This window comes from Microbacterium phycohabitans (genome assembly GCF_032464935.1).
GTDB lineage: Bacteria > Actinomycetota > Actinomycetes > Actinomycetales > Microbacteriaceae > Microbacterium > Microbacterium phycohabitans.
In genome coordinates this window covers 503,333-528,608 of sequence record NZ_JAWDIT010000003.1, presented here as the reverse complement: position 1 = coordinate 528,608, position 25,276 = coordinate 503,333, and the positions used below count along the sequence as shown (strand labels likewise).

Here is a 25,276-nt window from a genome sequence, read left to right as displayed (position 1 = left end):
ACGAAAGCCCTCGCTTCCGCCCGTTTCGGCGGGGGCGAGGGCTTTTTCGCGTGTCAGCGGGTCGCACCTACCGCGTGGCGGGGTGCGCACAGCCGCATGGCGGCCTCGGTGGGGATGCCGTTGCTCGACCGCCACCGTGTGAGCGGACTGCGTCGTCGCTGTGCGACCGGACTGTGCCCCGCTGCCCCCCAGCCGGCCGGTGTGTACGCCGCCGCCCCTCAGGCGGCGCTGCGCGTGTGGATGTCGGTCTCGCCCGAGGTGTCGTTGAGCTCGAGGTAGACGCGCCCCTCGGTGCGCGTGAGCGTGGCGGTGTTGCGTCTTTCGATCGCCTCCGCGAGGCGCTCGACGAAACCGGGGTCGAAGCTGTGCAGCAGCACGTCTTCTGCGCGGTGGATGCGCTTGCCCGACCACGCGGCGGCGACCTTCTCGGGATCGCGGTGGGTGTAGACGGCGACGCGTTCGGCCTTCATGCTGCCGGTGTGCAGGCGGGCGGCATCCGGAGCTCCCACTTCCACCCAGGCGACGAGCGCGCCGGTGAGATCGCGCACCATGACGGCGGGCTCGTCGGTCGCGGCGACGCCCTCGCTGAACGCGATGCCGTCTTCGAACTCGAGGCAGTACGCGAGGACGCGGGTCAGCATGTAGGGCGCGGTCTCGGACGGATGCCGCGCGACCCGCAGCTGCAGCTCGTCGTAGACGCCGCGATCGACGTCGGAGAGCTGCACGGTGAACGTGTGAATGGTCGCGCCGATAGCCATGAGGATCGAGCCTACGTGAGAGCCCGCTCCGCTCGTGCCGCCGGGACTCCGGGATCGGAGGGAAGGCGTTGCCCCGATGCCCCGGGCCGCCTAGCGTCGAGGGATGCCAGACCCCCGCGCCCTCCGCATCGACGTCGGTCCGTTCCACCTCGCCCCGACGCCCGACGCCCCGACATGGACCGCTGCGCAGAAGCGGCGCGGGAGTGATGCGGTATCCGGCCTCGACGACGGCGAGTCGGACGCGGGGCGCATCACCGCCGGGTGGACCGATTGGGTCGCGTTCGCCCACCGGGTGCTGCAGGTCGATGCCCTCTCGCGCGACGCGGAGGCGCGCGGCGACGCGTGGGACGAGGGGTTCTCGGCGGCGCGCGACGCGGAGGCGCGGAACCCCTATCGGTGACGGTGGACATACGCGGTGACGATCGCGTCGTCGCGGATGCGCGGAACGTTCAGCGGCGACGGGCGGATCCGGGGCGGTGGCCGACTACGCCGTCGCGGATGACGGAGGTTCTGCCGGTCACGGGCGGTAACCGATCGTGCCCTCGGAGACCTGCCCCGTCGCTCGGTTACCGCGGCCCCTGAACCAGGATCAGGCTCTGCCGGGTGTCCGCGAGCTTCACGAAGCCGTCGCCGAAGAAGTAGGTCAGGCCGTAGCCGTCGGCGCCGCGTCCGTTGAGCCAGTCGGGGTTCTCGGTGACGTAGGTGCCGTCGGCATCCGTCTCGACCTTCCATCCCGCCGCGACCAGGTCTTTCTGCGCGGTCTTCGCGGTGTCGTCGTCGATGGGCGCCCAGCCGAAGATCTGCACGCGGTCGGAGGCGATCTTCGTGTCGCCCCACTTGCACTGGATGCCGTCGTCGAGCGCCGTGGCGCCGATGCGGAACTGATCCTCCTGCGACGTCCAGCCGAGGCTGCGGAAGTCGTCGGCGGTGGCCTGGGGGATGATGTTCTCGCACGTGGGGTCGGCGGGCGGGGTCGCCGAACCGGACGGTGACGCCGACGGAGCGGGTGTCTCCACGCCCGAGACGGGCGCGGCCGAGGAGGGCGCGTCGGCGGCGGGGGTGGGCTCGGGCGCCGGGGAGGAGCATCCGGCGAGCACGAGCGCGGCCAGGGCGCCGCTGGTGGCGATCGCGAAGACGCGGGCGCGGGCGGAGCGCGGGCGTGCGAGGGCGGAGGGGCGGATCATCGGGACCCCTCGTCCTCGTGCAGCAGCGACAGGAAGGCGTCGTGCAGCACGCCGTTCGTCGCGAGCGATGACTCCGCGTCGAGACGGTCGGTTCCGTCGTAGGCGGTGAACGTGCCGCCGGCCTCGCGGACGATGGGGGCGATCGCGGCGATGTCGTACTCCTTCACGCCGAACTCGGCCACGAGTTCGAGTCGCCCTTCGGCGAGCCACATGTAGGGCAACGCGTCGCCGTAGGCGCGGTCGCGCCAGACGGCGCGCGCGAGGCGTTCGAGGGTGGGGAGGAGGTCGACGTCGTCCCACTGCTCGATGCTCTGGAAGCTGATGCTCGACGCCGCGATGTCGTCGACGCCGGACACGTGGATGCGACGCGTGTCGCCCGTCGCGGTGGTCGTCCAGGCACCATGGCCGGTCGCGGCCCACCAGCGGCGACCGATCGCGGGCTGACTGACGACCCCCACGGTGGGGACGCCGTCGACGGTGAGGGCGATGAGCGTGGCCCACACGGGGATACCGCGCATGTAGTTGTGAGTGCCGTCGATCGGGTCGATCACCCAGCGTCGCGACGTGTCACCGGAGCTGCCGTACTCCTCGCCCAGGATCGCGTCGGCGGGGCGCTCGGCATCCAGGATCTGCCGGATCGCGCGCTCGGTGGCGAGGTCGGCCTCGGTGACGTGCGTGCGGTCGGGCTTGGTGTCGATGCGCAGGTCGGCGGCGTCGAACCGCTGCATGGCCACCGCGTCGGCGGCGTCGGCCAGGCGGAGGGCGAGTGCGAGATCGTCGGTCGGGTCCGCGGGGGTCGCGGCGGGCTCTTCGATGCGGGACACGGCTCCAGGATAACCGGCGCTCCTGGCTCGATTTGGTGTGCTCGCGTCACGGCTGGTAATGTCATTCCTCGGCGCGGAGAGCGAATCTCCGGCCGAACGGAACGCACCTCTAGCTCAATCGGCAGAGCAACTGACTCTTAATCAGTGGGTTCTGGGTTCGAGTCCCAGGGGGTGCACCATGAGGAAGTCCCGGTCAGGTCGTAAAACCTGACCGGGACTTCTCTGCTCGGAGCAAGCCTGCCAATCTGGGGTCAATTCGAGAGTCGCCTCCTACGGAGCCGAAGCGGGGACGCCGTCGCTGTCGCTTTTCGGGCGACCCGTCACACAACGGACGGGGGCTCCTTGGCGAAGAAGCTGTGCAGCATCCGTTCGGTGAAGGCGTTCATCTTCTTCCAGTTCGCGCGGCGTGGAAGCCGCTGACGCGCCCAGTTTGGGAACGTTTGCTCGCTATAGCGTTCGATGCCAGCAGCGACGGTACGGAAGCCCACCGCGATCTCTAGGGCGTCATCCGGTGTGCAGTAGTAGAGCGTGTCCACGTCGCCGCCGTTCGGACGGGGTGAAGGGCGCTGACTCCGCACGCCGATGTGCCGGCGAACGGAGGGCACATACTCCCAGCGGCTGTGGACGAAATAGTTTCGTTCGTCCCGGAGGGCGTCGATGGCGTTGATGATCGTTCCGAGCTGCTCGACCTGCTCGTCTGTCAGAGCGAGGTTGTACTGGGCGACGCGGGCGCACATCTGACAGATACGCGAGAGGTCTTCACCGGCACAGATGACGGCACCGTAGGGCGAATCGATCAACATCGAGAACAGCTCGCGCATCAGGTCTTCGACGCGTGCTGACTCTGCGGCAACCTCGCCGATGGCGGCGAGCATGGCGCGGGTGGGCCGGGATGACTTGGACACCCGCCAAGAGTGGCAGAAGCGGCGAGAAAGACACGCGAACGACCCAGGGCCCTGAGGCCGCTCTGAGTGCGTTGGGCCCGCTGGCGCGCATCCTGAGGTGAAGCCGTCGCGAGGCAACCGCGTGCCTGCTTCCCGCATCGCAAACTTCAGCGTTCTCTGAATTCACGATTCGGTGTACTATCGCTAGATGTCAACTGCGACGCTCTCGGCTTCGGTCACGCACACCGCGGCTCTCGCACGTCTCGGCCATGCACTATCCGATCCAACACGGGCCGGTGTGCTGCTCGCGCTGCGGGAGGCACCCGCGTACCCCTCAGATCTCGCTGAAGCCCTCGAGGTTTCGCGGCAAGTCATGTCGAACCAGCTTGCGTGCCTTCGTGGGTGCGGACTTGTAGAGGCCGTGCCCGACGGGCGGCGCACCTGGTATCGGCTTGCCGACTCCCACCTCGCGCCCGCCCTCGACGAGTTGCTGCGCGTCGTCCTCTACGTCGAACCGGGCTGCTGCGCCGGAGAAACCTGCACCTGCGCATGACCGCCACCGCCCCTCAGCCCACAGGTGAGCGCCGCCCCGTCCTCCAGAAACGCATCAAATGGATCGTCACCGCGACCATCGCTTACAACCTTGTCGAGGCTGTCGTCGCGATCACTGCGGGCACAGTCGCCTCCTCCGCCGCTCTGATCGGGTTCGGCTTGGACTCGACCATCGAGGTACTTTCGGCGGCGGCTGTCGCCTGGCAGTTCACCCGTCGCGACCCTGAGCGGTGGGAGAAGGGCACGCTGCGGGTCATCGCCGTAGCGTTCTTCGCGCTCGCCGCATACGTCACCGCAACGTCAGTGCTGGCCCTCGTGGGCCAGGTCGACGTGCAGCACTCGACAGTGGGCATTGTCTTGACTGCGCTCAGTGTCGTCATCATGCCGTTCCTCTCGCTGGCGGAGCGCCGCGCGGGTCGCGAGTTGGGCTCAGCGACTGCGGTAGCCGACTCCAAGCAGACCCTCATCTGCACCTACCTGTCGGCCGCGGTGCTGATCGGCCTCGTCGTGAACAGCCTGTTCGGGTGGTGGTGGGCCGACCCGATAGCCGGACTCGTCATCGCCGCGTTCGCAATCCGAGAGGGTATCGAGGCGTGGCGCGGCGATGCCTGCGCCACCTCCGTGGGGATGCTTCTGGAAGACGAGCATGACGATCACGATCACGATCACCACGGTCACCGGCTCTGATCCATGAGGACGGTCACCAAGCCCCTGCTCATCACAGCTATCGTTCTGATCGTCGTCGTCGTCGTCGGTCTGGTCGCGTTTCTCGTCACCCGGGCGCAGGCACCCGACCCCGCCAGCGCCTCGGTATCGCGTGCTGACTCCCACGTGCTCGACGACGCAGGTGGCGACGCGGTGACCGTCGTCGAGTTCCTGGACTTCGAGTGCGAAGCATGCGGGGCGTACTACCCGGTCGTGGAGGAACTTCGGGAGAAGTACGCCGGACAGATCACCTACGTCATCCGCTACTTCCCACTCCCGGGACACGTCAACTCAACCCACTCCGCCGTAGCCGCCGAAGCCGCCGCACGACAGGGTCGCTTCGAGGACATGTACCACCGCCTCTTCGAGACTCAAGCTGAGTGGGGTGAGTCGCAAGAATCCAAGGCGGAACTGTTCCGTACCTACGCGGTCGACCTCGGACTCGACATGGCCGCGTACGACGCCGCCGTCGCTGATCCCGCAACGGCACGTCGCGTGCGTACTGACTTCGATGAGGGCCGTGCGCTGGGCGTCGGCAGTACGCCGACCTTCTTTGTGAACGGGCGGCCACTGACTATTGAACGATGGAACGACCTCGAACTGGCAATCCAGGCCGCACTCTGACGGGTCGTCTTGGGGGAGCGGTCATAGCGCTGAGCGCGAGAGAGCTATGGTCGGCTCATGTCGGAAACCGTGTGGGTCGCTCTGCTCACCGGAGCGTTCACCTTGGCCTCTGGGGTCGTCGGTGTTGTCCTGACCCATCGCTACAGCCGTAGTCAGGCTGAGGCCGCTCGCCGCGAGGACCGCCGTCGAGACGCCCGCGCCCTGCTGGCGCAATTCGTCGAGGCGGGCACGCAGTGGGCCAACGCTAATTGGAACATGGTCCCGTTCTTCCAAAAGAACGCGAAGGATCAAACGTTCTGGCTGGAGTGGCCGGACACAGACAGCGGGAAAGCAATCCGCGAGTATTCGCTCGCGATCACTCGCTCTGGCGGTGAGCTACGCCTGATCGTGGGCGACGAGGCACTGCTCGCTCGGATCACGGAGGCGACGGCCAAGATGTCCGAGAGCGAGCCCATGCTCGCCCTCATCGACGACGGCAGACGGCTACAGGCGGGCAAGACGCCAGGCGACGCGCTCAGCGACGCCTGGACCCACTACCGGGAGGTGCGCGAGGCGTTCCGCGCCGTCGAGGGTCGTGCAGCTGACCTGCTGCGCGGTGCTCTGTAGTCCTGCTACTGCACCCGAGGTCCCGAAGGCGCAGAGCAGGCCCTCCGCGGCGTGCTGGGCGAGGCTCGCAGATGACCGGGGGCGGGCCGCACGTCGGTGACGCTCCTCGAGGGATTCGCCGTGCACGCGCTCGCGGAGGGTGCGGGCGGAGACGGCGAAGGGGGCGGGGGTGAGGCGGCGGGCACGGTCTGCCGCGCCCTCGTCGAAGGCCCGCCACGCGAGGGCGTCGTCATCGGGAAGAGAGGCGGCGAGTCGAGCGGTCTCGGACGCCTGCCGCTCGGAGGTGTCGCCTACCAGGAACGTCGCCCACGTGGACGATAACGCTGCTGAAGCGTCCGCGCCTGGTCCGCGCGGATCCGCACGGTCTGCTCGGAAATGCGCAGACGCACGGCGATCTCGGCGAGAGCCGCTCGCTCCGCCATGTCGAGCCGATCGCGCCCAATCGTCGCCACACGCCGACGACGCGCGTCTTCTGCGTCGAGATCAAGCGTCGGATCGGGACCGACCCACGGCTCGGGTTGCGCCCTGGCCTCGTCGAGGATGAGCGCGATCAGCCGGGCTCGGTGTTCACGCGGCGCTCGACACGCGTCATCGTGACGGCCCCGGCGCCGGCGAACGGGCCCGGGCGATCGCTCGTCGGCACCGGCCTTCCTCGCGCTCCCATCCGGCGGCGGCGAACAAGACGGGATGATCGCCCCGTCCGCACCGGCACCCCTCGCGCTCGCGCGCGGCGACCGCGAGGATGACGTGATGACCCCCTCCGGTACCGACGGAGCCGTGAACGGCGAGCCGTACGCAGAAGATGGCGATGCTCTCGAGTCGGCGGTCGAGCGGACACCGCGCGCCCCTGTGAGGGCGAGGAACACCCCTTCCGCGGGAACAGGCGTCGACCTCGCGCACGGCGCGGCCTCCGCGCCGGACCGAGATGATGCCGCGCCCCGCACCGACCGCACGCACCGCGTCGTCGTGCAAGAAGGGACTCTGCGCGTCGGTGAATGGCATCCGGATGCCGAGGGCGCGCCGTGGCTGCTCGTGCACGGTGTCACGGCCTCGCACCTCGCGTGGGCGTGGGTCGCGCGGGAGACCGATGCGCGGCTGATCGCCCCGGATCTGCGCGGCCGCGGCCGCAGCACGGCGTCGAGCCGACGGACCGGTCTGGCGCAGCACTCGGACGATCTGGCAGCCGTCCTCGACGCGAGGGGTGTCGATCGCGCGGTCGTCGTCGGGCACTCGATGGGCGCGTTCGTCTCGGCGGTGTTCGCTGATCGGCATCCGGACCGCGTCGAGAGGGTCGTGCTGGTCGACGGGGGACTGCCGCTCGACCTGCCCGTCGGGATGGATCCGCGCGAGGCCGTGCGGTACGTGCTCGGTCCGACCGCCGCGCGGCTGGACATGCGCTTCGAGAGCGTCGCCGCGTACCGCGACTTCTGGCGCGCGCACCCGGCGTTCGTCGGCCGGGAGGACGCCCTCCTGGACGACTACTTCGCCTACGACCTCGCGGGGGTCGAGCCCGCGCTGCGGCCCGCGACGACGTTCGCCACCCTGGAGGCCGATTCGATCGACCAGAACACCGGCGACGCGATCGCCGGAGCTCTCGAGCGGATGCCGCGGCCCACCCGGTTGCTGGCGGCCGAACGGGGGGTGCGGGGCGAGGACCCGCCTCTGTATCCGGACCTTCCGTCGATCAAGACGTCGCATCCGCGACTCCGCTCGGCGACCCGGGTCGAGTCCGTCGACCACTACTCGATCGTCATGTCCCCCGAGGGGGCGCGCGCGGTCGTGGAAGAGGTGCGGCGCGACGGAGGGCAGTAGCTCGACACGCGAAAGGCCGCCCCCACCGAAACGGGGAGCGGCGCGGACGCGTAGCCCGTCGACGCGGACGCACGAAAGGCCGCCCCCACCGAAGCGGGAGCGGCCCTCGCGTCGAGCAGCCTTACGCCGCGTCGCCCACCAGCACCGCGGCGCCCTCGTCCGCGGCATCCGGGTGGCTGTGGTCGACGTGCGCGAGCAGCCGACGACCGAACAGGATGCAGGCGGCCGAGATCGCCACCGACACCGCGGCCATGACGTACGGCACACCGGCGCCGTACGCGTGCCACAGCAGCGCGGCCAGCGGCGGGGCGACCGCGCCGCCGAGGAAGCGCACCGCCGAGTAGGCCGACGACGCGACCGAGCGCGGCAGGTCGGTGGCCTCCATGACGGCTTCGGTGAGCGCCGTGTTCACCACGCCCAGCACGACACCGCCGACGATGATGCAGACCACCAGAGCCGCTGCCGACGACACGATGAACGCCGCGACGAGCAGATCGACCGCCAGCAGCGGGAGCGCGATCAGCAGCACGGTCGTCAGCCGCAGGCGACGCAGCAGGAGCGGGGCGACCCAGACGCTGGTGATGGCCAGACCCACACCCCAGCCGAAGAACGTCAGTCCGATGCCCATCGCTCCGAAACCGAGGGGGAACGGCGAGAACGCCAGCAGGGTGAAGAAGCCGATGTTGTAGAACAGGGCGGTCGCCGCCAGGATCGCGAGCGCCGGGCGACCCAGTGCCCGGAAGGGCGCGCTGAAGGGCAGGGGGGTGCGCGCCGGAGCGGGTCCGCGCAACAGCACGAGCACCGCGACGAACGCGATCGCCATCAGCACCACGACGCCGAAGAACGGGCCGCGCCAGCTGACCTCGCCCAGGATGCCGCCGAGCAGCGGCCCCACGGCGATGCCGAGGCCCAGGGCTGCCTCGTACAGGATGATGGCCGCCGAGCTTCCGCCCGAGGCCGCACCGACGATGGTGGCGAGCGCGGTGGAGATGAAGAGGGCGTTGCCCAGACCCCACCCGGCACGGAAGCCGATCACGGCGTCGACGCTGCCGCTGATCGCGCACAGGAACGAGAAGACGACGATCAGCCCGAGCCCCACCAGCAGGGTGGCCTTGGCGCCGATGCGGCTCGAGATCCAGCTCGTGACGAGCATCGCGAGTCCCGTCACCACGAGGTAGCTGGTGAACAGCAGCTCGGTCTCCACGGGTGTCGCCTTCAGCGAGTCGGCGATCGCGGGCAGGATCGGATCGACGAGGCCGATCCCCATGAACGCCACCACGCACGCGAACGCGACGGCCCACACCTGGGCGGGTTGTTTCCAGACACTGGGTGCTGATGCGGTACCGGTGCTCACCGGACGGCCTCCTTCTGCTTCTTCGGGGAAATCTGTGCGGATGCGGCGGGTGCCATGCCCACGCGCGACGACAGCGCGCCCGCGGCGACGCTCACCGCGTCCCACTCGTCGTCCGACAGGTCGGCGACGTGCGGGGCGAGGGCGGCGCGGAACTGCTCGTACCAGCGCTCGAGGGCGTCGAGGCCCTTCGCGGTCGCGGTGACGACGCTGACCCGCGAGTCGCCGGGATGCGCGGCGCGCTCGACGAGGCCCGCGGCATCCATCTGGTGCACGAGCCGCGTCATGCCGGGCTGGCTGATGCGGCTGAGGGTGGCGAGATCGCCCAGCCGCTGCGGACCGTGGTCGCGCAGGAGCGTCAGGGTGCGCCACTGCGCGGCGGGGGCGTCGTTCTGCGTGTCGATGGCCGCGATGCGCGTGAGGGCGTGCACCGCGAGCAGGAGTCTCTGCAGGTCGTCGTCGCGGGTCATGGCTATAAGTATACCCCTGTTATATATCTAGGGTATCTATCTGGGTCGATCGCCCGCGCGTACCCTTCCGACGCTCGTCACCGCACCGCGACCCGCGTCGGCACGCGTACGCGATGCGGATGCGCTCGCCGCGGCGACGGGCGACCGGCTATCGCGCCGCGATCCGCGTAGACAGCCGGCGTGCGCGATGTGGATGCGCTCGCCGCGGCGACGGCGGCCGGCTACCGCGCCGCGATCCGGGTCGACAGCTGGTGCGCGTGTGCGAGGAGGATGCGCCCGAGCTCGGCGAGGCGCTCGCCGCCGAACCGGAACTCGACCCCCGTCAGGCTCAGCGCCCACTGCGGGTCGCCGGCGCGCGTGAACACTGCGGCCCCGAGCCCCCAGCTCCCTTCGACGATCAGCCCCGGGTTCACCGCGTACCCGCGGGCCTGCGTGTCGGCGATGCGGGTCCGCAGGCGCGCGGGGGAGTGCGACGATCCCCACTTCTCGACGAGCTCCGGATGCCGCTCGAGGTACGCGTCCACGTCCTGGGGTGGAAGGAACGCGAGGATTGCGAGCCCCGCCGAGGCGACGCCGAGCGGGAAGCGCACGCCCTCCGACAGCACGAACGAGCGGATCGGGAAGCTGCCGTCCTCCCGCACCAGGCACACGGTCTCGTCGCCGCGGCGTACCGAGAGGAACGCGCTCTCCTCCGTCCGCACCGCCAGGGATCGCACGATGTCGCGCGCCGTCGCGGTGATGTCGAACCGGGATGCCGCGACGCTGCCCATCAGGTACAGCTCCGGCCCCGGGAGCCAGTGTCCCGACGCCTCGTCGCGGTCGACGAGGCCCTCGACGCGGAGGGCGCTGAGCAGGCGATGCACGGTCGGGCGGGTCAGGTCCGCTTCGCGTGCGAGGTCGCCGACCGTCGCGCCGTCGACACCGGCGGCCGTGACCAGCCGCAACAGGTGCGCGGCGCGCGCGATGACCTGCGCCCCGGCGACGGGCCCCTTCGATCCCCCGGTGGCCCGGGGTGGACGGGGGGCGTCGGGAAGAACGGGGATGTCCACGATGTGGACACTAGGCCCGTCGGCATCCACATGACAAGCACCCGGTCGCGAAGCCGCGGGACCGAGGTGCACCGTGGGAGGACGCCGTTACGAAGGAGTCCGCGTGATCGACAAGACCTGGCCCTCACCCGCCGAGGCCGTCGCCGACATCCCCGACGGAGCCTCGCTCGCCGTCGGCGGGTTCGGCCTGTCCGGCAACCCCATCGCCCTCATCGAGGCCCTGCTCGCGCAGGGCACGCGCGATCTCTCGGTCGTCTCGAACAACTGCGGCGTCGACGACTGGGGGCTCGGCATCCTGCTCGGGGTCGGTCGGATCCGCAAGATGACCTCGTCGTACGTCGGCGAGAACAAGGAGTTCGAGCGGCAGTTCCTCTCCGGAGAGCTGGAACTCGAGCTCACCCCGCAAGGGACGCTGGCCGAGAAGCTGCGTGCCGGCGGGTCGGGGATCGCCGCGTTCTACACCCAGACCGGGGTGGGGACCCAGGTCGCCGAGGGCGGACTGCCCCAGCGCTACGACGGGGCGGGCGGGGTCGCCCTCGCCTCCCCGGCGAAGGACGTGCGCACCTTCGACGTCGACGGGCAGCCGCGCGAGTTCGTCCTCGAAGAGGCGATCACCACCGACTTCTCGCTCATACACGCGTGGAAGGGCGACCGCCACGGCAACCTCGTCTTCCGCAAGGCCGCGCGCAGCTTCAATCCGCTCGCCGCGATGGCCGGCCGCACCTGCATCGTGCAGGTCGAGCACCTCGTCGAGCCGGGGGAGATCGACCCGGATGCCGTGCACCTCCCGGGCGTGTACGTGCACCGCATCGTCGAGGTCGGCCCCGACATCCCCAAGCGCATCGAGAGGCGCACTGTCCGTGAGCGTCCGGGGGAGCCGGTCGCATCGACGGGCTCAGCGACCACGATCCCGATTACGACCTCGACCACGAAGGAGAGCTGACATGGCCCGCTCCCGCACCGAGATGGCGGCCCGCGCCGCCCGCGAGCTCGCCGACGGCGCCTACGTCAACCTCGGCATCGGCCTTCCCACGCTCGTGCCCAACCACGTGCCCGACGGGGTGACCGTCGTGCTGCAGTCCGAGAACGGCATCCTGGGCGTGGGTCCGTATCCGACCGAAGACGCGGTGGATGCCGATCTCATCAACGCCGGCAAAGAGACGGTGACCACCCTCCCCGGCTCCGCCTTCTTCGACTCGGCGCTGAGCTTCGGCATGATCCGCGGGGGCAAGATCGACGCCGCGATCCTCGGGGCGATGCAGGTGTCGGCATCCGGTGATCTGGCGAACTGGATGATCCCCGGAAAGATGGTGAAGGGTCCCGGCGGAGCGATGGACCTCGTCCACGGAGCCGCCCGCGTGATCGTGCTGATGGAGCACGTCGCGAAAGACGGCACCCCCAAGATCGTCGACCACTGCTCGCTGCCGCTCACGGGTCGCGGCGTCGTCGATCGCATCATCACCGACCTCGCCGTCATCGACGTGACGGAGGATGGACTGGTGCTCGTCGAGCTCGCCCCCGGGGTGAGCGTCGACGAGGTGCGGGATGCCACCGAGCCCCCGCTGACCGTGGAACTCACCGAGAAGCTCACCGAGGAGCAGAACGCATGACCACCGAGAACGACGTCGTCATCGTCGCCGCCGCCCGCACCCCGCAGGGGCGCCTGAAGGGACAGCTCGCGCCGCTCACCGCCGTCCAGCTCGGCGCCGCCGCCATCCGCGGGGCGCTCCAGCGCGGTGGCATCCCCGCCGAGGCCGTCGACGCGGTGCTCGTCGGACAGGTTCTGCAGGCCGGGGCGGGGCAGAACGCCGCGCGCCAGGCCGCGATCGCCGCGGGCATCGGGTGGGACGTGCACAGCGCCACGATCAACAAGGTGTGCCTCTCGGGGCTGACCGCGGTCATCGACGCCGCGCGCATGCTGCGTCTCGGCGACGCGACCGTCGTCGTCGCGGCCGGCATGGAGTCCATGACGCGCGCGCCCCACCTGCTGATGAACTCGCGCGACGGATACGCGTACGGCTCCGTCGAAGTCCTCGACCACATGGCGTTCGACGGTCTCACCGACGCCTACGACCGCGAGAGCATGGGCGCCTCCACCGAACGCGCGAACGCCCGGTACGAGGTCACGCGCGAGGCGCAAGACGCCGTCTCGGCACGCTCGCACCAGCGCGCCGCCGCGGCGCAGGCGGCCGGGGTGTTCGAGGCCGAGATCGTGCCGGTCGAGATCCCGCAGCGCAAGGGCGATCCCGTGACCGTCTCGGCCGATGAGGGCATCCGCGCCGACACCACGGTCGAGACCCTCGCGAAGCTGCGTCCGGCGTTCGCCGAGGGCGGCTCGATCACCGCCGGCAACGCCTCGCAGATCTCCGACGGGGCCTCCGCTGTCGTCGTCACCACGCGCGCCGTCGCCGCCGAACACGGCTGGGACGTGCTGGCGGTCGTGGGGGCGAGCGGTCAGGTCGCCGGACCGGACAACTCCCTCCACGTCCAACCGGCGCGGGCGATCGAGAAGGCGCTGCAGAAGCAGGGGCTCTCGGCCTCCGACCTCGATCTCGTCGAGATCAACGAGGCGTTCGGAGCGGTCGTGGCCCGATCCCAGGCCGAACTCGGGCTCTCCGACGAGATCGTCAACCCGCACGGCGGGGGCATCGCGATCGGTCACCCGATCGGCGCCTCGGGCAATCGCCTGGTCGTGCACGCCGTCCACGAGCTCGTGCGTCGCGGCGGCGGCACGGCGGCCGTCGCGCTGTGCGGTGGCGGCGGTCAGGGCGACGCGCTCATCCTCACCCGCTGATGCACAGACGGATGCCGCGGCCCCGAGGCCGCGGCATCCGTGATCCGTCGAGGGGAGCGCTCAGCGCGTGAGGCGCTTCTTGAGCAGCTTGGCCTGCTTCCTCTGAACGGGGGAGTCGCCCGCGATGACGCGACCGCGACGTGCGCGGCGCGTGTCGACGACGGCGCCGATCGCCAGGGCGAGCGTGATGCCCCAGCTCAGCCACGCCAGCGCGGTACGCCAGGTGAACGGCTCGTCGTTCTTGAGTCCGCGCAGGAGCGTGACGCCACCGGTGATGGCGCTGAGGAGACCGGTTCCGAAGATGTACTGCCGCATGCGCCCAACCTACCGAGCCGCGGAATCGGCCGCCGCACCTTGACACCGCGCCCCACCCCCGCCGATAAACGCCGTTCGTGTCGAGACACGCGGCCACGCGCCGTGTTCCGGCACGGACGCCGTTTATCGAGCGGTTGCCCCCTGCGCTCCGCGTCTACCCCCGGTGCGCGCGCGGAGCCCGCTGTTAGCCTGAGGACGATCCCCGAGGAGGACCTGTGACCCAGGCCGATTTCGTCGTCGTCGCCAACCGCCTGCCCGTCGACCGCACCCCCGACGGTGAGGGGTGGCGCCGCTCGCCCGGCGGGCTCGTCACCGCCCTCGAACCCGTCATGCGGCGCGCCGAGGGCGCCTGGGTGGGCTGGGCCGGTCAAGCCGACGCCACCCTCGAGCCGTTCGACTTCGAGGGCACGCACCTCGTTCCCGTGCCCCTGTCGGCCTCCGACGTCGAGCTCTACTACGAGGGCTTCTCCAACGACACCATCTGGCCGCTCTATCACGATGTCATCGCCGCCCCCACCTACAAGCGCGCGTGGTGGGATGCCTACGTCAAGGTCAACAAGCGCTTCGCCGAAGCCGCCGCAGAGGTCGCGGCGCAGGGCGGCATCGTGTGGGTGCAGGACTACCAGCTGCAGCTCGTGCCGAAGCTGCTGCGGGAGCTCCGTCCCGACCTCACGATCGGGTACTTCCACCACATCCCGTTCCCGGCCTACGGCCTGTACGCCCAGCTGCCGTGGCGCAAGCAGGTGCTCGAGGGTCTCCTCGGCGCCGACGTCATCGGCTTCCAGCGCGTCGCCGACGCGGGCAACTTCGCGCGCGCCGTCCGGCGACAGCTGCGCTACGAGACCAAGGCCAGCGGCATCCTGGTCCCCGAAGGGGATACGACGCGCGTCGCCCTGGCCAAGGCGTTCCCGATCTCGATCGACGCCGACTCGTACATCGAGCTGGCGCAGAAGCCCGAGATCCAGCAGCGCGCGAGGGAGATCCGCGAGGGCCTCGGCAACCCGCGCAAGATCCTGCTCGGCGTCGACCGTCTCGACTACACCAAGGGCATCCGCCACCGCCTCAAGGCCTGGGGCGAGCTGCTCGAGGACGGACGTGCGACCGTCGAGGACGCCACGCTCGTGCAGGTCGCGAGCCCCAGCCGTGAGCGCGTCGACGCCTACGTACAGCTGCGCGACGAGATCGAGATGACCGTCGGGCGCATCAACGGCGACCACGACACCACCACGCACACCGCGATCCGCTACCTGCACCAGTCGTACCCGCGCGAAGAGATGGTGGCGCTGTTCCTCGCCGCCGACATCATGCTCGTCACGGCGCTGCGCGACGGCATGAACCTCGTCGCCAAGGAGTACGTCGCCAGCCGCATCGACAATCGCGGAGTGCTCCTGCTGAGCGAGTTCGCCGGTGCCGCCGACGAGATGGGCAGCGCCCTGCTCATCAACCCGCACGACATCGACGGCATGAAGGACGCCATCGTCCGCGCCCTCGAGATGCCCGCCGCCGAACAGGGCCGCCGCATGCGGGCGCTGCGCAAACGCGTGCGCGACCACGACGTCGAGGACTGGTCGCAGGACTTCCTCCAGGCGCTGTCGGTGTTCCACGAGAAGGCCTCCACGGCCGCGGCCGCCGCCGAGGTCACCCGTGACGACGACGGCTCCGCCCCCGAGCACGAACCGATCGACGAGACGGATGCCGGATGACCCGCACCCCGCCCCGGTTCACCTGGACGGAGAGGAAGGATGCCGCATGACCGCCGCTGACGCCGCCGTCGAGGCCGTCGCCACCACCGAGGCGTTGCTGGTCGCCCTCGACTTCGACGGCACGCTCTCGCCGTTGGTCGACGAGCCGATGTCGGCGCGCATGACGCCCGACGCCCGCGCCGTGCTCGACGAGCTCGCCGGCCTTCCGTCGACGACCGTGGCGCTCGTGTCGGGCCGCACGCTCGCCGACCTCCGGGTCATCGCGGAGCACGACGATTCCTCTTCGTGGTGGCTGATGGGCTCGCACGGCGCCGAATCGTGGGAGCCGGGCGCCGGAGCGGTCGACGTGGGCGACGACCCCGACGACCGCGCATTGCGCGATCGGCTCACCGCCGCGATCCGCGACGCCGTCGCCGACCTCCCCGGCGTGCGCGTCGAGCCCAAGGAGTTCGGCCTCGGTCTGCACACTCGAACGGCGGATGCCGAGACCGCCCGTGCCGCGCAAGAGGCGACCGACGGCATCCTGGCCGCCGAAGCCCCGTCGTGGCGGCGCCGCACCGGTCACGACATCCTCGAATTCTCGTTCCGGCACGAGGGCAAGGACTCCGCCGTCGCCCACCTGCGCGAGCGACTGGGGGCGAGCGCGGTGCTGTTCGCCGGCGACGACGTGACCGACGAGGACGCCCTGCGTTCGCTCGGAGCGGGCGACCTCGGTGTGCGCATCGGCGGGGGAGAGACGGCGGCGACTCTGCGGGTCGACGACATCGCGGCGTTCGTGACCGTTCTCGAGCAGATCGCCCGGCTGCGTCGCGCCCACACCGGCTGAGCCCGGGGCGGGTCGGCGCGCTCACGCCGGCTGAGCCCGGGGCGGGTCGGTGCGCCCACACCGGCTGAGCCCGGGGCGGGTCGGCGCACCCACACCGGCTGAGCCCGGGGCGGGTCGGCGCGCGCGGCTCGAGGCGGGGGAGCGTCACCGCGAGATCGTCCCGACGCCGGAGCGCGCCGCCGCGGCCACGGCCCGAGCCGGGGGAGCGCAGCCGCGTCGGTCTATGAATCCCCCGTTCACCGGCCGTGCGGCGGCACGCGCGTGTCGCTCGCAATAGACTTCGAGAATGCCCGCACCGCAGAATCCGAACACCGGCGAGTTCGACATCAAGCCCCGCAGTCGCGTCGTCACCGACGGCATCGAAGCCACCACGTCGCGCGGAATGCTCCGCGCGGTCGGCATGGGCGACGAGGACTGGGACAAGCCCCAGATCGGCATCGCGTCGAGCTGGAACGAGATCACCCCCTGCAACCTCAGCCTCGACCGCCTCGCGCAGGGCGCCAAAGAGGGCGTCCACGCCGGTGGCGGGTACCCGCTGCAGTTCGGCACCATCTCCGTCTCCGACGGCATCTCGATGGGCCACGAGGGCATGCACTTCTCCCTCGTTTCGCGCGAGGTCATCGCCGACAGCGTCGAGACCGTCATGATGGCCGAGCGCCTCGACGGCTCCGTGCTGCTGGCGGGCTGCGACAAGTCGATCCCGGGCATGCTCATGGCATCCGCCCGCCTCGACCTCTCGAGCGTCTTCCTCTACGCCGGCTCGATCGCTCCGGGCTGGGTCAAGCTCAGCGACGGCACCGAGAAGGACGTCACGATCATCGACTCGTTCGAGGCCGTGGGCGCGTGCCTCGCGGGCAAGATGAGCGAGGCCGACCTCAAGCGCATCGAGTGCGCGATCGCCCCGGGTGAGGGGGCGTGCGGCGGCATGTACACCGCCAACACCATGGCCTCGGTCGCCGAGGCGCTGGGTCTGAGCCTCCCGGGTTCGGCGGCCCCGCCGTCGGCCGACCGTCGCCGCGACTACTTCGCCCACCGTTCGGGCGAAGCGGTCGTCAACCTGCTGCGCCAGGGCATCACCACGCGCGACATCCTCACCAAGGAGGCGTTCGAGAACGCCATCGCCCTCGCGATGGCCCTCGGCGGCTCGACGAACGTCGTGCTGCACCTCCTCGCCATCGCCAACGAGGCCGAGGTCGAGCTCAACCTGCACGACTTCAACCGCATCGGCGACCGCACCCCGCACGTGGCCGACATGAAGCCGTTCGGCCAGTACGTCATGAACGACGTCGACCGTCACGGCGGCATCCCCGTGATCATGAAGGCGATGCTCGACGAGGGCCTGCTGCACGGCGACGCGCTGACCGTCACGGGCAAGACGCTCGCCGAGAACCTGGCCGACCTGAACCCCGACCCGGTCGACGGCAAGGTCATCCACTCGTTCGACGACCCCATCCACGCCACCGGCGGCATCACGATCCTGCACGGCTCGATGGCTCCCGAGGGGGCCGTCGTGAAGTCCGCCGGCTTCGACGGCAACGTCTTCGAGGGGCCGGCCCGCGTGTTCGAGCGCGAGCGCGGCGCGATGGACGCCCTCGAGGCGGGCGAGATCGCCGCCGGCGACGTCGTCGTCATCCGCTACGAGGGTCCCAAGGGCGGCCCCGGCATGCGCGAGATGCTGGCGATCACCGCCGCGATCAAGGGCGCGGGCCTCGGAAAAGATGTACTACTCTTGACGGACGGTCGATTCTCAGGCGGCACAACCGGACTGTGCATCGGCCACATAGCTCCCGAAGCGGTGGACGCAGGTCCTATCGCCTTCGTGCGCGATGGTGATCTGATACGGGTCGATATCGCCGCTCGCACTCTCGACTTGATCGTCGAGCCGGACGAGCTGAGTTCCCGCCGTGACGGCTGGGAACCGCTTCCCCCGCGCTATACCCGTGGCGTTCTGGCCAAGTACTCCAAGCTCGTGCACTCCGCCGCGGAGGGCGCGGTCACGGGCTGACGGCCGTCCCCTTTCACCTTCTTACGGTTCTCGAGGTACTCCCATGTCCATCGATTCCCCCACGGCAGCCGTGCCCCGGCCGCCGGCCCGCACCGCTCCGGCGCCCGTGATGACGGGAGCGCAGGCGGTCGTGCGTTCCCTCGACCTGCTCGGCGTCACCGACGTGTTCGGCCTGCCGGGCGGGGCGATCATGCCCGTCTACGACCCGCTCATGGACGACGAGCACGTCCGGCACATCCTCGTGCGTCACGAGCAGGGCGCAGGCCATGCGGCCGAGGGCTATGCCGCCGCCTCCGGCAAGGTCGGCGTCGCGATCGCGACGTCGGGCCCCGGCGCGACGAACCTCGTCACCGCGATCGCCGACGCCTACATGGACTCGGTGCCGCTGGTGTGCATCACCGGCCAGGTGTTCTCGACGCTCATGGGCACCGACGCCTTCCAGGAAGCCGACATCGTCGGCATCACGATGCCGATCACCAAGCACTCGTTCCTGGTGAAGTCGGCCGAGGAGATCCCCGGCGCGATCGCCGCGGCCTTCGAGATCGCCTCGACCGGTCGCCCCGGCCCGGTGCTCGTGGACATCACGAAGGACGCCCAGCAGAACGAGGCGCCGTTCGTGTGGCCGCCCAAGATCGACCTGCCCGGCTACCGACCGGTCACCAAGGCGCACGGCAAGCAGATCCAGGCCGCGGCCCAGCTGCTCGCGACCGCGCAGAAGCCCGTGCTCTACGTGGGTGGAGGCGTCATCCGCGCCCGGGCGTCGGCCGAGCTCAAGGCCCTCGCCGAGGCGACCGGTGCGCCGCTCGTCACGACGCTGATGGCGCGCGGCGCGTTCCCCGACTCGCACGAGCAGCACCTGGGCATGCCGGGCATGCACGGCACCGTTCCCGCGGTGCTGGCGCTGCAGGAGAGCGACCTCATCGTCTCGCTCGGCGCCCGCTTCGACGATCGCGTCACCGGCAAGGCGGCGCTCTTCGCGCCGAACGCCCAGGTGGTGCACGTCGACATCGACCCGGCCGAGATCTCCAAGATCCGCACCGCCGACGTGCCGATCGTGGGCGACCTCAAAGAGGTGCTCGTCGACCTGGATGCCGCTTTCCGCGCCGCCGACGCCGAGCACCCGCACGACTACACCGAGTGGTGGACCTACCTGAACGGCCTCCGCGAGGAGTTCCCGCTCGGCTACACGCCCACCACCGACGGTCTGCTCTCGCCGCAGTACGTCATCCAGCGCATCGGCGAGATGACCGGTCCCGAGGGCGTCTTCGCCTCGGGTGTCGGCCAGCACCAGATGTGGGCGGCGCAGTTCATCAAGTACGAGCGCCCCAACGCCTGGCTCAACTCCGGCGGCGCCGGCACGATGGGCTACGCCGTGCCCGCGGCCATGGGCGCGAAGGTCGCCCAGCCCGAGCGCGCCGTGTGGGCGATCGACGGCGACGGCTGCTTCCAGATGACCAACCAGGAGCTCGCGACCTGCGTCATCAACGACATCCCGATCAAGGTCGCGGTCATCAACAACTCCTCGCTCGGCATGGTGCGCCAGTGGCAGACGCTGTTCTTCGACGGACGCCACTCCAATACCGACCTGAACACCGGTCACGGCACGCGTCGCATCCCCGACTTCGTCAAGCTCGCCGAGGCCTACGGGTGCCTCGCGATCCGCGTCGAGAAGGAAGACGAGATCGACGCCGCCATCCAGCTGGCGCTGGACACGAACGACCGCCCTGTGGTGATCGACTTCGTCGTGAGCGCCGACGCGATGGTGTGGCCGATGGTCCCGCAGGGCGTCAGCAACAGCTACGTCCAGTACGCGCGCGATCACTCGCCCGCCTTCGCCGAGCAGGAGGACTGAGATGTCTCGTCACGTTCTGAGCCTCCTCGTCGAGGACAAGCCGGGTCTGCTGACCCGCGTCGCCGGTCTCTTCGCCCGCCGCGGCTTCAACATCGAGTCGCTCGCCGTGGGCGTGACCGAGGTGCCGGGGCTCTCGCGCATCACGGTCGTCGTCGACGTCGAAGGCCTCCCGCTCGAGCAGGTGACCAAGCAGCTCAACAAGCTGATCAACGTCATCAAGATCGTCGAGCTCGACCCCGCGGCATCCGTCCAGCGCGAACACGTGCTCGTGAAGGTGCGCGCCGACAACGCCAGCCGCTCCAACGTGCTCGAGGTCGTCAACCTCTTCCGCGCGTCGGTGGTCGACTACGCACCCGACGCCATGGTCATCGAGATCACCGGTGACTCGGGCAAGGTGAGCGCCTTCCTCAAGGCGATCGAACCGTTCGGCGTGAAGGAGCTCGCGCAGTCCGGGCTCCTCGCCGTCGGCCGCGGCGGCAAGAGCATCACCGAGCGCGTCCTTCGCGGCTGACCCCGTCGGCCCCCGTCGGTCCCTGAGCCTGTCGAAGGGCCCGACTCCCCGAATCACGTCGGTCCCTGAGCCTGTCGAAGGGCCCGACTCCCCGAATCACGTCGGTCCCTGAGCTTGTCGAAGGGCCCGACTCCCCGAATCACGTCGGTCCCTGAGCCTGTCGAAGGGCCCGACTCCCCGAATCTCGTACGTCCCACAACCCCCGGTCCCTTCGACTTGCTCAGGGACCTGAATCCAAGGAGAACATCCCCATGGCAGAGATCTTCTACGACGACGACGCCGACCTCTCGATCATCCAGGGCAAGAAGGTCGCCATCGTCGGCTACGGCTCGCAGGGCCACGCCCACGCGCAGAACCTGCGCGACTCGGGCGTCGAGGTCGTCATCGCGCTCAAGGACGGCTCCAAGTCGGCCGCCAAGGCGCAGGAAGACGGCTTCGAGGTCAAGAACGTGGCGGATGCCGCGGAGTGGGCCGACCTCATCATGATCCTCGCGCCCGACCAGCACCAGCGCTCGATCTTCGCCGACTCGATCAAGGACAAGCTGACCGCGGGCAAGACGCTGGCCTTCGCGCACGGCTTCAACATCCGCTTCGGCTACATCGACGCCCCCGAGGGTGTCGATGTCATCCTGGTCGCCCCCAAGGCTCCCGGCCACACCGTGCGTCGCGAGTACGTCGCGGGCCGCGGCATCCCCGACATCATCGCCGTCGAGCGCGACGCCTCGGGTTCGGCCTGGGACACCGCTCTGTCGTACGCGAAGGCCATCGGCGGCACCCGCGCCGGCGTCATCAAGACGACCTTCACCGAAGAGACCGAGACCGACCTGTTCGGCGAGCAGGCCGTGCTGTGCGGTGGCATGAGCCACCTCGTGCAGGCCGGCTTCGAAACCCTCGTCGAGGCGGGCTACCAGCCCCAGATCGCGTACTTCGAGGTGCTGCACGAGCTCAAGCTCATCGTCGACCTCATGTGGGAGGGCGGCATCGCCAAGCAGCGCTGGTCGATCTCCGACACCGCCGAGTACGGCGACTACGTCTCGGGCCCCCGCGTCATCTCGTCCGACGTCAAGGACAGCATGAAGGCCGTCCTCTCCGACATCCAGTCCGGCGCGTTCGCCGAGCGCTTCATCGCCGACCAGGACAACGGCGCCCCCGAGTTCCTCGCGCTGCGCGAGAAGGAGCAGGGTCACCCGATCGAGGCCACCGGCAAGGAGCTGCGCGGTCTGTTCGCGTGGAAGCAGCAGGACTCCGACTACGTCGAGGGCTCGGCCGCTCGCTGATCCGTCGATCGTCTCGAACGCCCCGTGGCTCCGGCCACGGGGCGTTCGCCTTTCCCCGGGTACGGATGCCGTCGGCGTCCGCGATCGGCGGGGCGCGGCCCGGTCGCGGGGGAGCGCCGCTACCGTGGACCCGTGAGCACTCCGCGCGATGACGACGCCCTCTCGTGGGGCGGTGACGACGACCCGACGCTCGACGTCGGCGACAAGCGCGTGCCCGAGGCGGTCCCGCACGACCGCGTCGGCCTCGAGCCGCGGGAGCAGGGTGGGGCGCAGCGCGCGTCGGGCGAGCCCGAGCCGCTGCAACCGACTCCCGAGCCCGAGCCTCTGCAGCCGGCCGAGACCGCGACGTCGCGACGCCCGCAGGTCGCGCCTCCGACGGTGCAGGACGACGCTGTCGCCGCCGACGACGACACGGATGCCGATTCCTCGGCGCCGCTGGGCAACGTGGGTCTCGTCGGCATCGGCATGGTCGCGGCGACGTTCCTGCTCTTCGCCCTCGGCTGGCTCTTCGCGGGTCTGCGATTGCGCGAACTCGGTCTGCCGATCCCCGACGTCACGGTGATCGCCCTCACCGCGGGAGCCGTGCTCGCGCCGCTCGTGTGGTTCGTCGCGGTCCTCGTGCTCACCCGCTCGTGGCGAACGTGGCAGCGGTTCCTGCTTCTCATCGTGGGGATCGTGCTCCTCGTTCCCTGGCCGTTCCTGTCGGTGGGAGCCCTCGCATGAGCACCGCCACCCGCACACGCGTCCTGCCGACCTGGCTGGTGGTCACCATCGCCGGCCTCTTCGGACTGTTCTACGCCTACGTCGTATGGAGCTCGGTCGCGCTGCTGATCACGCAGGCCACCGGTCCGCTCGGCCTCAACGCCCTCGGGTGGGTCGTCTACATCCTGCCGATCGTCTTCCCCCTCATCGCATTCGCCGTCGCCTTCGGGATCGGCGCGCGTCGGACCGCGGGGGAGTTCGCTCTGGCGATGCTCGCGGGCCTCACCCTCTCGGCGGCGTTCTGGCTCGCGATCGTCGGTTACGGAGCGACGTCGTACGGACTGTACGGGGGCTGAGGGGCCGGGGTTCCCGGCATCCGTTGATTCGTCCAGCGCGGGCTGGTGTGCGCCGGGTGCGCCGCGAGACGGCGCGGGGTTGACGTCCCGCTTGCCGGCTGACCTCCCGCTTGCCGGCTGACGTCCCACTTGCCGGCTGACCTCCCGCTTGCCGGCTGACGCCTGGCGGTCGGAGGGATGCCGTCTCGCGGCGCGGTCGCTGCGCTCGGGGTGGCGGCGGATCGCCGAGGGCGGCGCTGTCGCCGCGGAGGGCGGCGTCGCGCGTCACACGGTCGGGTGGGCATTCCGGGCCGCGCTAGGCTGGCACACGGCCCGCACGGGTCGTGCGCCCGGTTCGCGCCGGCGGTGCGCGGCGGTGCGCGCCGGTCCCCAGCACCGTTTCGAAGGACGCATCCGTGACGAAGCCCGTCGTGCTCATCGCCGAAGAACTCTCTCCCGCCACGATCGACGCGCTCGGCCCCGACTTCGACGTGCGCAACGTCGACGGGACCGACCGCCCCGCGCTGCTCTCGGCCCTGGCCGACGCGCACGCGGTGCTCGTGCGCTCGGCCACCCAGATCGACGCCGAGGCCCTCGCCGCGGCGCCGTCGCTGAAGGTGGTCGCCCGCGCGGGGGTCGGCCTCGACAACGTCGACATCAAGTCGGCCACCTCGGCCGGCGTCATGGTGGTCAACGCCCCCACCTCGAACATCATCTCGGCCGCCGAGCTGACCGTCGGACACGTGCTCAGCCTCGCCCGTCGCATCCCCGCCGCGCACGCCTCGCTCGCGCAGGGCCTGTGGAAGCGCAGCTCGTTCACCGGCACCGAGCTCTTCGAGAAGACGATCGGCATCATCGGCCTCGGCCGCATCGGCGCCCTCATCGCCGCCCGCCTGCAGGGCTTCGACATGCGCGTCATCGCGTACGACCCCTACGTCACGGCCGCCCGCGCCCAGCAGCTCGGGGTGCAGCTCGTCTCGCTCGACGAGCTTCTCGAGCAGAGCGACTTCGTCACGATCCACATGCCGAAGACGCCCGAGACCACCGGCATGATCGGCGCCGAGCAGCTGCGCCGCATGAAGAAGAGCGCGTACGTCATCAATGTCGCCCGCGGCGGCCTGATCGACGAAGAGGCGCTGTTCGAGGCGCTGACGACCGGCGAGATCGCCGGCGCCGGCCTCGACGTCTTCTCGACCGAGCCCCCCGCCGAGGGTGGCCCCGCCCGCAAGCTCCTCGACCTCCCGAACGTCGTCGTCACGCCGCACCTCGGTGCCAGCACCGAAGAGGCGCAGGAGAAGGCCGGCGTCTCGGTCGCCCGCAGCGTCAAGCTCGCCCTCGAGGGCGACCTCGTCCCGGATGCCGTGAACGTCGCCGGTGGCGCGATCGACCCGTTCGTGCGCCCCGGCATCGCGCTCGTCGAGATGCTCGGCCAGTTCTTCAGCGGCCTCGCCGACAGCGCCCTCACGAGCCTCGACATCGAGGTGCGCGGCGAGCTCGCGCAGTACGACGTGAGCGTGTACCGCCTCGCGGCGCTCAAGGGATACTTCAGCCGCATCGTGAGCGAGAGCGTCTCGTACGTCAACGCGCCGCTCTTCGCCGAGCAGCGCGGGGTCGAGGCCCGTCTCGTGGTCGAGGCCGAGAGCCCGCTGTACCGCAACATCACGATCCTGCGCGGAACCCTCGCCGACGGCTCGACCCTCACGGTCGCGGGCACGCTCGCCGGCACCCGCATGGTGCCCAAGGTCGTCGCGATCAACGGCTACGACATCGAGGTGCCGATCGAGCAGCACCACATCGTGATGCGCTACGCCGACCGCCCGGGCATCGTCGCGATCTACGGCCAGAAGCTCGGCGAAGCCGGCATCAACATCGCCGGTCTCCAGGTGGCGGCTCAGGATGCCACGGGCCGCGCACTCTCGGTGCTCACGGTCGACTCGCCGGTTCCCGACGAGATCCTCGGCGCGATGCGCGAGGCCGTCGGCGCCGATCTGTTCCGTCAGATCGAGATCGTCGAGGGCTGAGACCCGAACGTGTGACGGGGGAGGGGGTCGCTGCGGCGGCCCCCTCTTCGGCATCCGGCGGCGCGTTGCGGCCGAGGGCCGGGTGGGGTGAGGCTCGCGGACGGGCCGAAACGTGG

26 protein-coding genes and 1 tRNA gene are annotated in these 25,276 nt (G+C 70.2%); 19 read left to right on the top strand and 8 right to left on the bottom strand.

All coding sequences use genetic code 11. The annotated features are described in order from the left end of the window. Positions 1–218: 218 nt before the first annotated feature. Positions 219–758: a YaeQ family protein gene (locus RWH44_RS11150; protein WP_316004616.1), complete on the bottom strand. Its 540-nt coding sequence runs from the start codon at positions 756–758 to the stop codon at positions 219–221. 103 nt (positions 759–861) lie between these two features. Between RWH44_RS11150 and RWH44_RS11145 the strand changes: the two genes are divergently transcribed. Then, a complete protein-coding gene (locus tag RWH44_RS11145) occupies positions 862–1,158 on the top strand; it encodes a hypothetical protein (protein ID WP_316004615.1) in 297 nt (98 codons plus the stop codon). A 166-nt stretch (positions 1,159–1,324) separates the two neighbouring features. Here the strand turns inward: RWH44_RS11145 and RWH44_RS11140 are convergent, their stop codons facing one another. Both RWH44_RS11140 and RWH44_RS11135 read right to left on the bottom strand, forming a co-directional pair. Beyond that, positions 1,325–1,942, bottom strand: a complete 618-nt coding sequence (locus RWH44_RS11140; protein WP_316004614.1) for a hypothetical protein — start codon at positions 1,940–1,942, stop codon at positions 1,325–1,327. Beyond that, positions 1,939–2,766, bottom strand: coding sequence for an inositol monophosphatase family protein (locus tag RWH44_RS11135; RefSeq protein WP_316004613.1), 828 nt, complete (start codon positions 2,764–2,766; stop codon positions 1,939–1,941). The genes RWH44_RS11140 and RWH44_RS11135 overlap by 4 nt, the downstream gene beginning before the upstream one ends. Before the next feature lie 103 nt (positions 2,767–2,869). Here RWH44_RS11135 and RWH44_RS11130 point away from each other — a divergent pair. Then, positions 2,870–2,945: transfer RNA gene (locus tag RWH44_RS11130), tRNA-Lys, on the top strand. Between the two features lie 141 nt (positions 2,946–3,086). Here RWH44_RS11130 and RWH44_RS11125 read toward each other — a convergent pair. Then, on the bottom strand, positions 3,087–3,671 hold the full coding sequence (locus tag RWH44_RS11125) for a hypothetical protein (RefSeq protein ID WP_316004612.1): 585 nt from the start codon (positions 3,669–3,671) through the stop codon (positions 3,087–3,089). A gap of 187 nt (positions 3,672–3,858) precedes the next feature. Here RWH44_RS11125 and RWH44_RS11120 point away from each other — a divergent pair, with 187 nt between their 5' ends. The 5 genes from RWH44_RS11120 (at position 3,859) to RWH44_RS11100 (ending at position 7,949) form a co-directional block, all read left to right on the top strand. Beyond that, the gene (locus tag RWH44_RS11120; protein ID WP_316004611.1) at positions 3,859–4,203 is read left to right on the top strand and encodes an ArsR/SmtB family transcription factor; all 345 of its coding nucleotides are present in this window, start codon (positions 3,859–3,861) and stop codon (positions 4,201–4,203) included. Continuing rightward, on the top strand, positions 4,200–4,889 hold the full coding sequence (locus RWH44_RS11115; protein WP_316004610.1) for a cation diffusion facilitator family transporter: 690 nt from the start codon (positions 4,200–4,202) through the stop codon (positions 4,887–4,889). Before RWH44_RS11120 ends, RWH44_RS11115 begins: the two co-directional genes overlap by 4 nt. 3 nt (positions 4,890–4,892) lie before the next feature. Next, positions 4,893–5,531, top strand: a complete 639-nt coding sequence (locus RWH44_RS11110; RefSeq protein WP_316004609.1) for a DsbA family protein — start codon at positions 4,893–4,895, stop codon at positions 5,529–5,531. 57 nt (positions 5,532–5,588) lie between these two features. Beyond that, on the top strand, positions 5,589–6,137 hold the full coding sequence (locus tag RWH44_RS11105) for a hypothetical protein (protein WP_316004608.1): 549 nt from the start codon (positions 5,589–5,591) through the stop codon (positions 6,135–6,137). Between the two features lie 966 nt (positions 6,138–7,103). Next, positions 7,104–7,949, top strand: coding sequence for an alpha/beta hydrolase (locus RWH44_RS11100; protein ID WP_316004607.1), 846 nt, complete (start codon positions 7,104–7,106; stop codon positions 7,947–7,949). A 121-nt stretch (positions 7,950–8,070) separates the two neighbouring features. Here the strand turns inward: RWH44_RS11100 and RWH44_RS11095 are convergent, their stop codons facing one another. From RWH44_RS11095 to RWH44_RS11085, 3 genes are all read right to left on the bottom strand, one after another. Beyond that, a complete protein-coding gene (locus tag RWH44_RS11095) occupies positions 8,071–9,303 on the bottom strand; it encodes an MFS transporter (RefSeq protein WP_316004606.1) in 1,233 nt (410 codons plus the stop codon). Then, the gene (locus RWH44_RS11090) at positions 9,300–9,770 is read right to left on the bottom strand and encodes a MarR family winged helix-turn-helix transcriptional regulator (RefSeq protein WP_316004605.1); all 471 of its coding nucleotides are present in this window, start codon (positions 9,768–9,770) and stop codon (positions 9,300–9,302) included. The genes RWH44_RS11095 and RWH44_RS11090 overlap by 4 nt, the downstream gene beginning before the upstream one ends. A gap of 221 nt (positions 9,771–9,991) precedes the next feature. Then, complete coding sequence (locus RWH44_RS11085; RefSeq protein ID WP_316004648.1) at positions 9,992–10,813, bottom strand: IclR family transcriptional regulator; 822 nt, start codon at positions 10,811–10,813, stop codon at positions 9,992–9,994. Positions 10,814–10,922: 109 nt separating this feature from the next. Here RWH44_RS11085 and RWH44_RS11080 point away from each other — a divergent pair, with 109 nt between their 5' ends. Genes RWH44_RS11080 through RWH44_RS11070 form a run of 3 tightly spaced genes read left to right on the top strand, consistent with a single transcriptional unit; the run spans position 10,923 to position 13,613 of the window. Continuing rightward, on the top strand, positions 10,923–11,762 hold the full coding sequence (locus tag RWH44_RS11080) for a CoA transferase subunit A (protein ID WP_316004604.1): 840 nt from the start codon (positions 10,923–10,925) through the stop codon (positions 11,760–11,762). Between the two features lies 1 nt (position 11,763). After that, positions 11,764–12,429 carry a CoA transferase subunit B gene (locus RWH44_RS11075; protein ID WP_316004603.1) on the top strand — a complete coding sequence of 222 codons (666 nt, stop codon included), beginning with the start codon at positions 11,764–11,766 and terminating at the stop codon, positions 12,427–12,429. Then, entirely contained in the window at positions 12,426–13,613 is a 1,188-nt protein-coding gene (locus RWH44_RS11070; protein WP_316004602.1) for an acetyl-CoA C-acetyltransferase, read from the top strand. Before RWH44_RS11075 ends, RWH44_RS11070 begins: the two co-directional genes overlap by 4 nt. Positions 13,614–13,673: 60 nt before the next feature. Here RWH44_RS11070 and RWH44_RS11065 read toward each other — a convergent pair whose 3' ends face one another. After that, positions 13,674–13,928 carry a cytochrome c-type biogenesis protein gene (locus RWH44_RS11065; protein ID WP_316004601.1) on the bottom strand — a complete coding sequence of 85 codons (255 nt, stop codon included), beginning with the start codon at positions 13,926–13,928 and terminating at the stop codon, positions 13,674–13,676. A 215-nt stretch (positions 13,929–14,143) separates the two neighbouring features. Here RWH44_RS11065 and otsA point away from each other — a divergent pair, with 215 nt between their 5' ends. The 9 genes from otsA (at position 14,144) to serA (ending at position 25,160) form a co-directional block, all read left to right on the top strand. Continuing rightward, a complete protein-coding gene (gene otsA / locus RWH44_RS11060) occupies positions 14,144–15,631 on the top strand; it encodes an alpha,alpha-trehalose-phosphate synthase (UDP-forming) (RefSeq protein WP_316004600.1) in 1,488 nt (495 codons plus the stop codon). A 46-nt stretch (positions 15,632–15,677) separates the two neighbouring features. Further along, a complete protein-coding gene (gene otsB, locus RWH44_RS11055; protein ID WP_316004599.1) occupies positions 15,678–16,457 on the top strand; it encodes a trehalose-phosphatase in 780 nt (259 codons plus the stop codon). 286 nt (positions 16,458–16,743) lie between these two features. Next, positions 16,744–18,462: a dihydroxy-acid dehydratase gene (gene ilvD, locus RWH44_RS11050; protein WP_316004598.1), complete on the top strand. Its 1,719-nt coding sequence runs from the start codon at positions 16,744–16,746 to the stop codon at positions 18,460–18,462. 43 nt (positions 18,463–18,505) lie between these two features. Beyond that, the gene (locus tag RWH44_RS11045) at positions 18,506–20,314 is read left to right on the top strand and encodes an acetolactate synthase large subunit (protein WP_316004597.1); all 1,809 of its coding nucleotides are present in this window, start codon (positions 18,506–18,508) and stop codon (positions 20,312–20,314) included. Between the two features lies 1 nt (position 20,315). Next, entirely contained in the window at positions 20,316–20,825 is a 510-nt protein-coding gene (ilvN, locus tag RWH44_RS11040) for an acetolactate synthase small subunit (RefSeq protein ID WP_298872183.1), read from the top strand. 251 nt (positions 20,826–21,076) lie between these two features. Then, positions 21,077–22,102, top strand: coding sequence for a ketol-acid reductoisomerase (gene ilvC, locus RWH44_RS11035; protein WP_298872185.1), 1,026 nt, complete (start codon positions 21,077–21,079; stop codon positions 22,100–22,102). A 132-nt stretch (positions 22,103–22,234) separates the two neighbouring features. After that, positions 22,235–22,825 carry a DNA polymerase III subunit gamma/tau gene (locus RWH44_RS11030; RefSeq protein WP_298872187.1) on the top strand — a complete coding sequence of 197 codons (591 nt, stop codon included), beginning with the start codon at positions 22,235–22,237 and terminating at the stop codon, positions 22,823–22,825. Next, positions 22,822–23,160, top strand: a complete 339-nt coding sequence (locus tag RWH44_RS11025; protein ID WP_316004596.1) for a bacitracin resistance protein — start codon at positions 22,822–22,824, stop codon at positions 23,158–23,160. Before RWH44_RS11030 ends, RWH44_RS11025 begins: the two co-directional genes overlap by 4 nt. 395 nt (positions 23,161–23,555) lie before the next feature. Then, complete coding sequence (gene serA / locus RWH44_RS11020) at positions 23,556–25,160, top strand: phosphoglycerate dehydrogenase (protein WP_316004595.1); 1,605 nt, start codon at positions 23,556–23,558, stop codon at positions 25,158–25,160. The last annotated feature ends 116 nt before the right edge of the window (positions 25,161–25,276 follow it).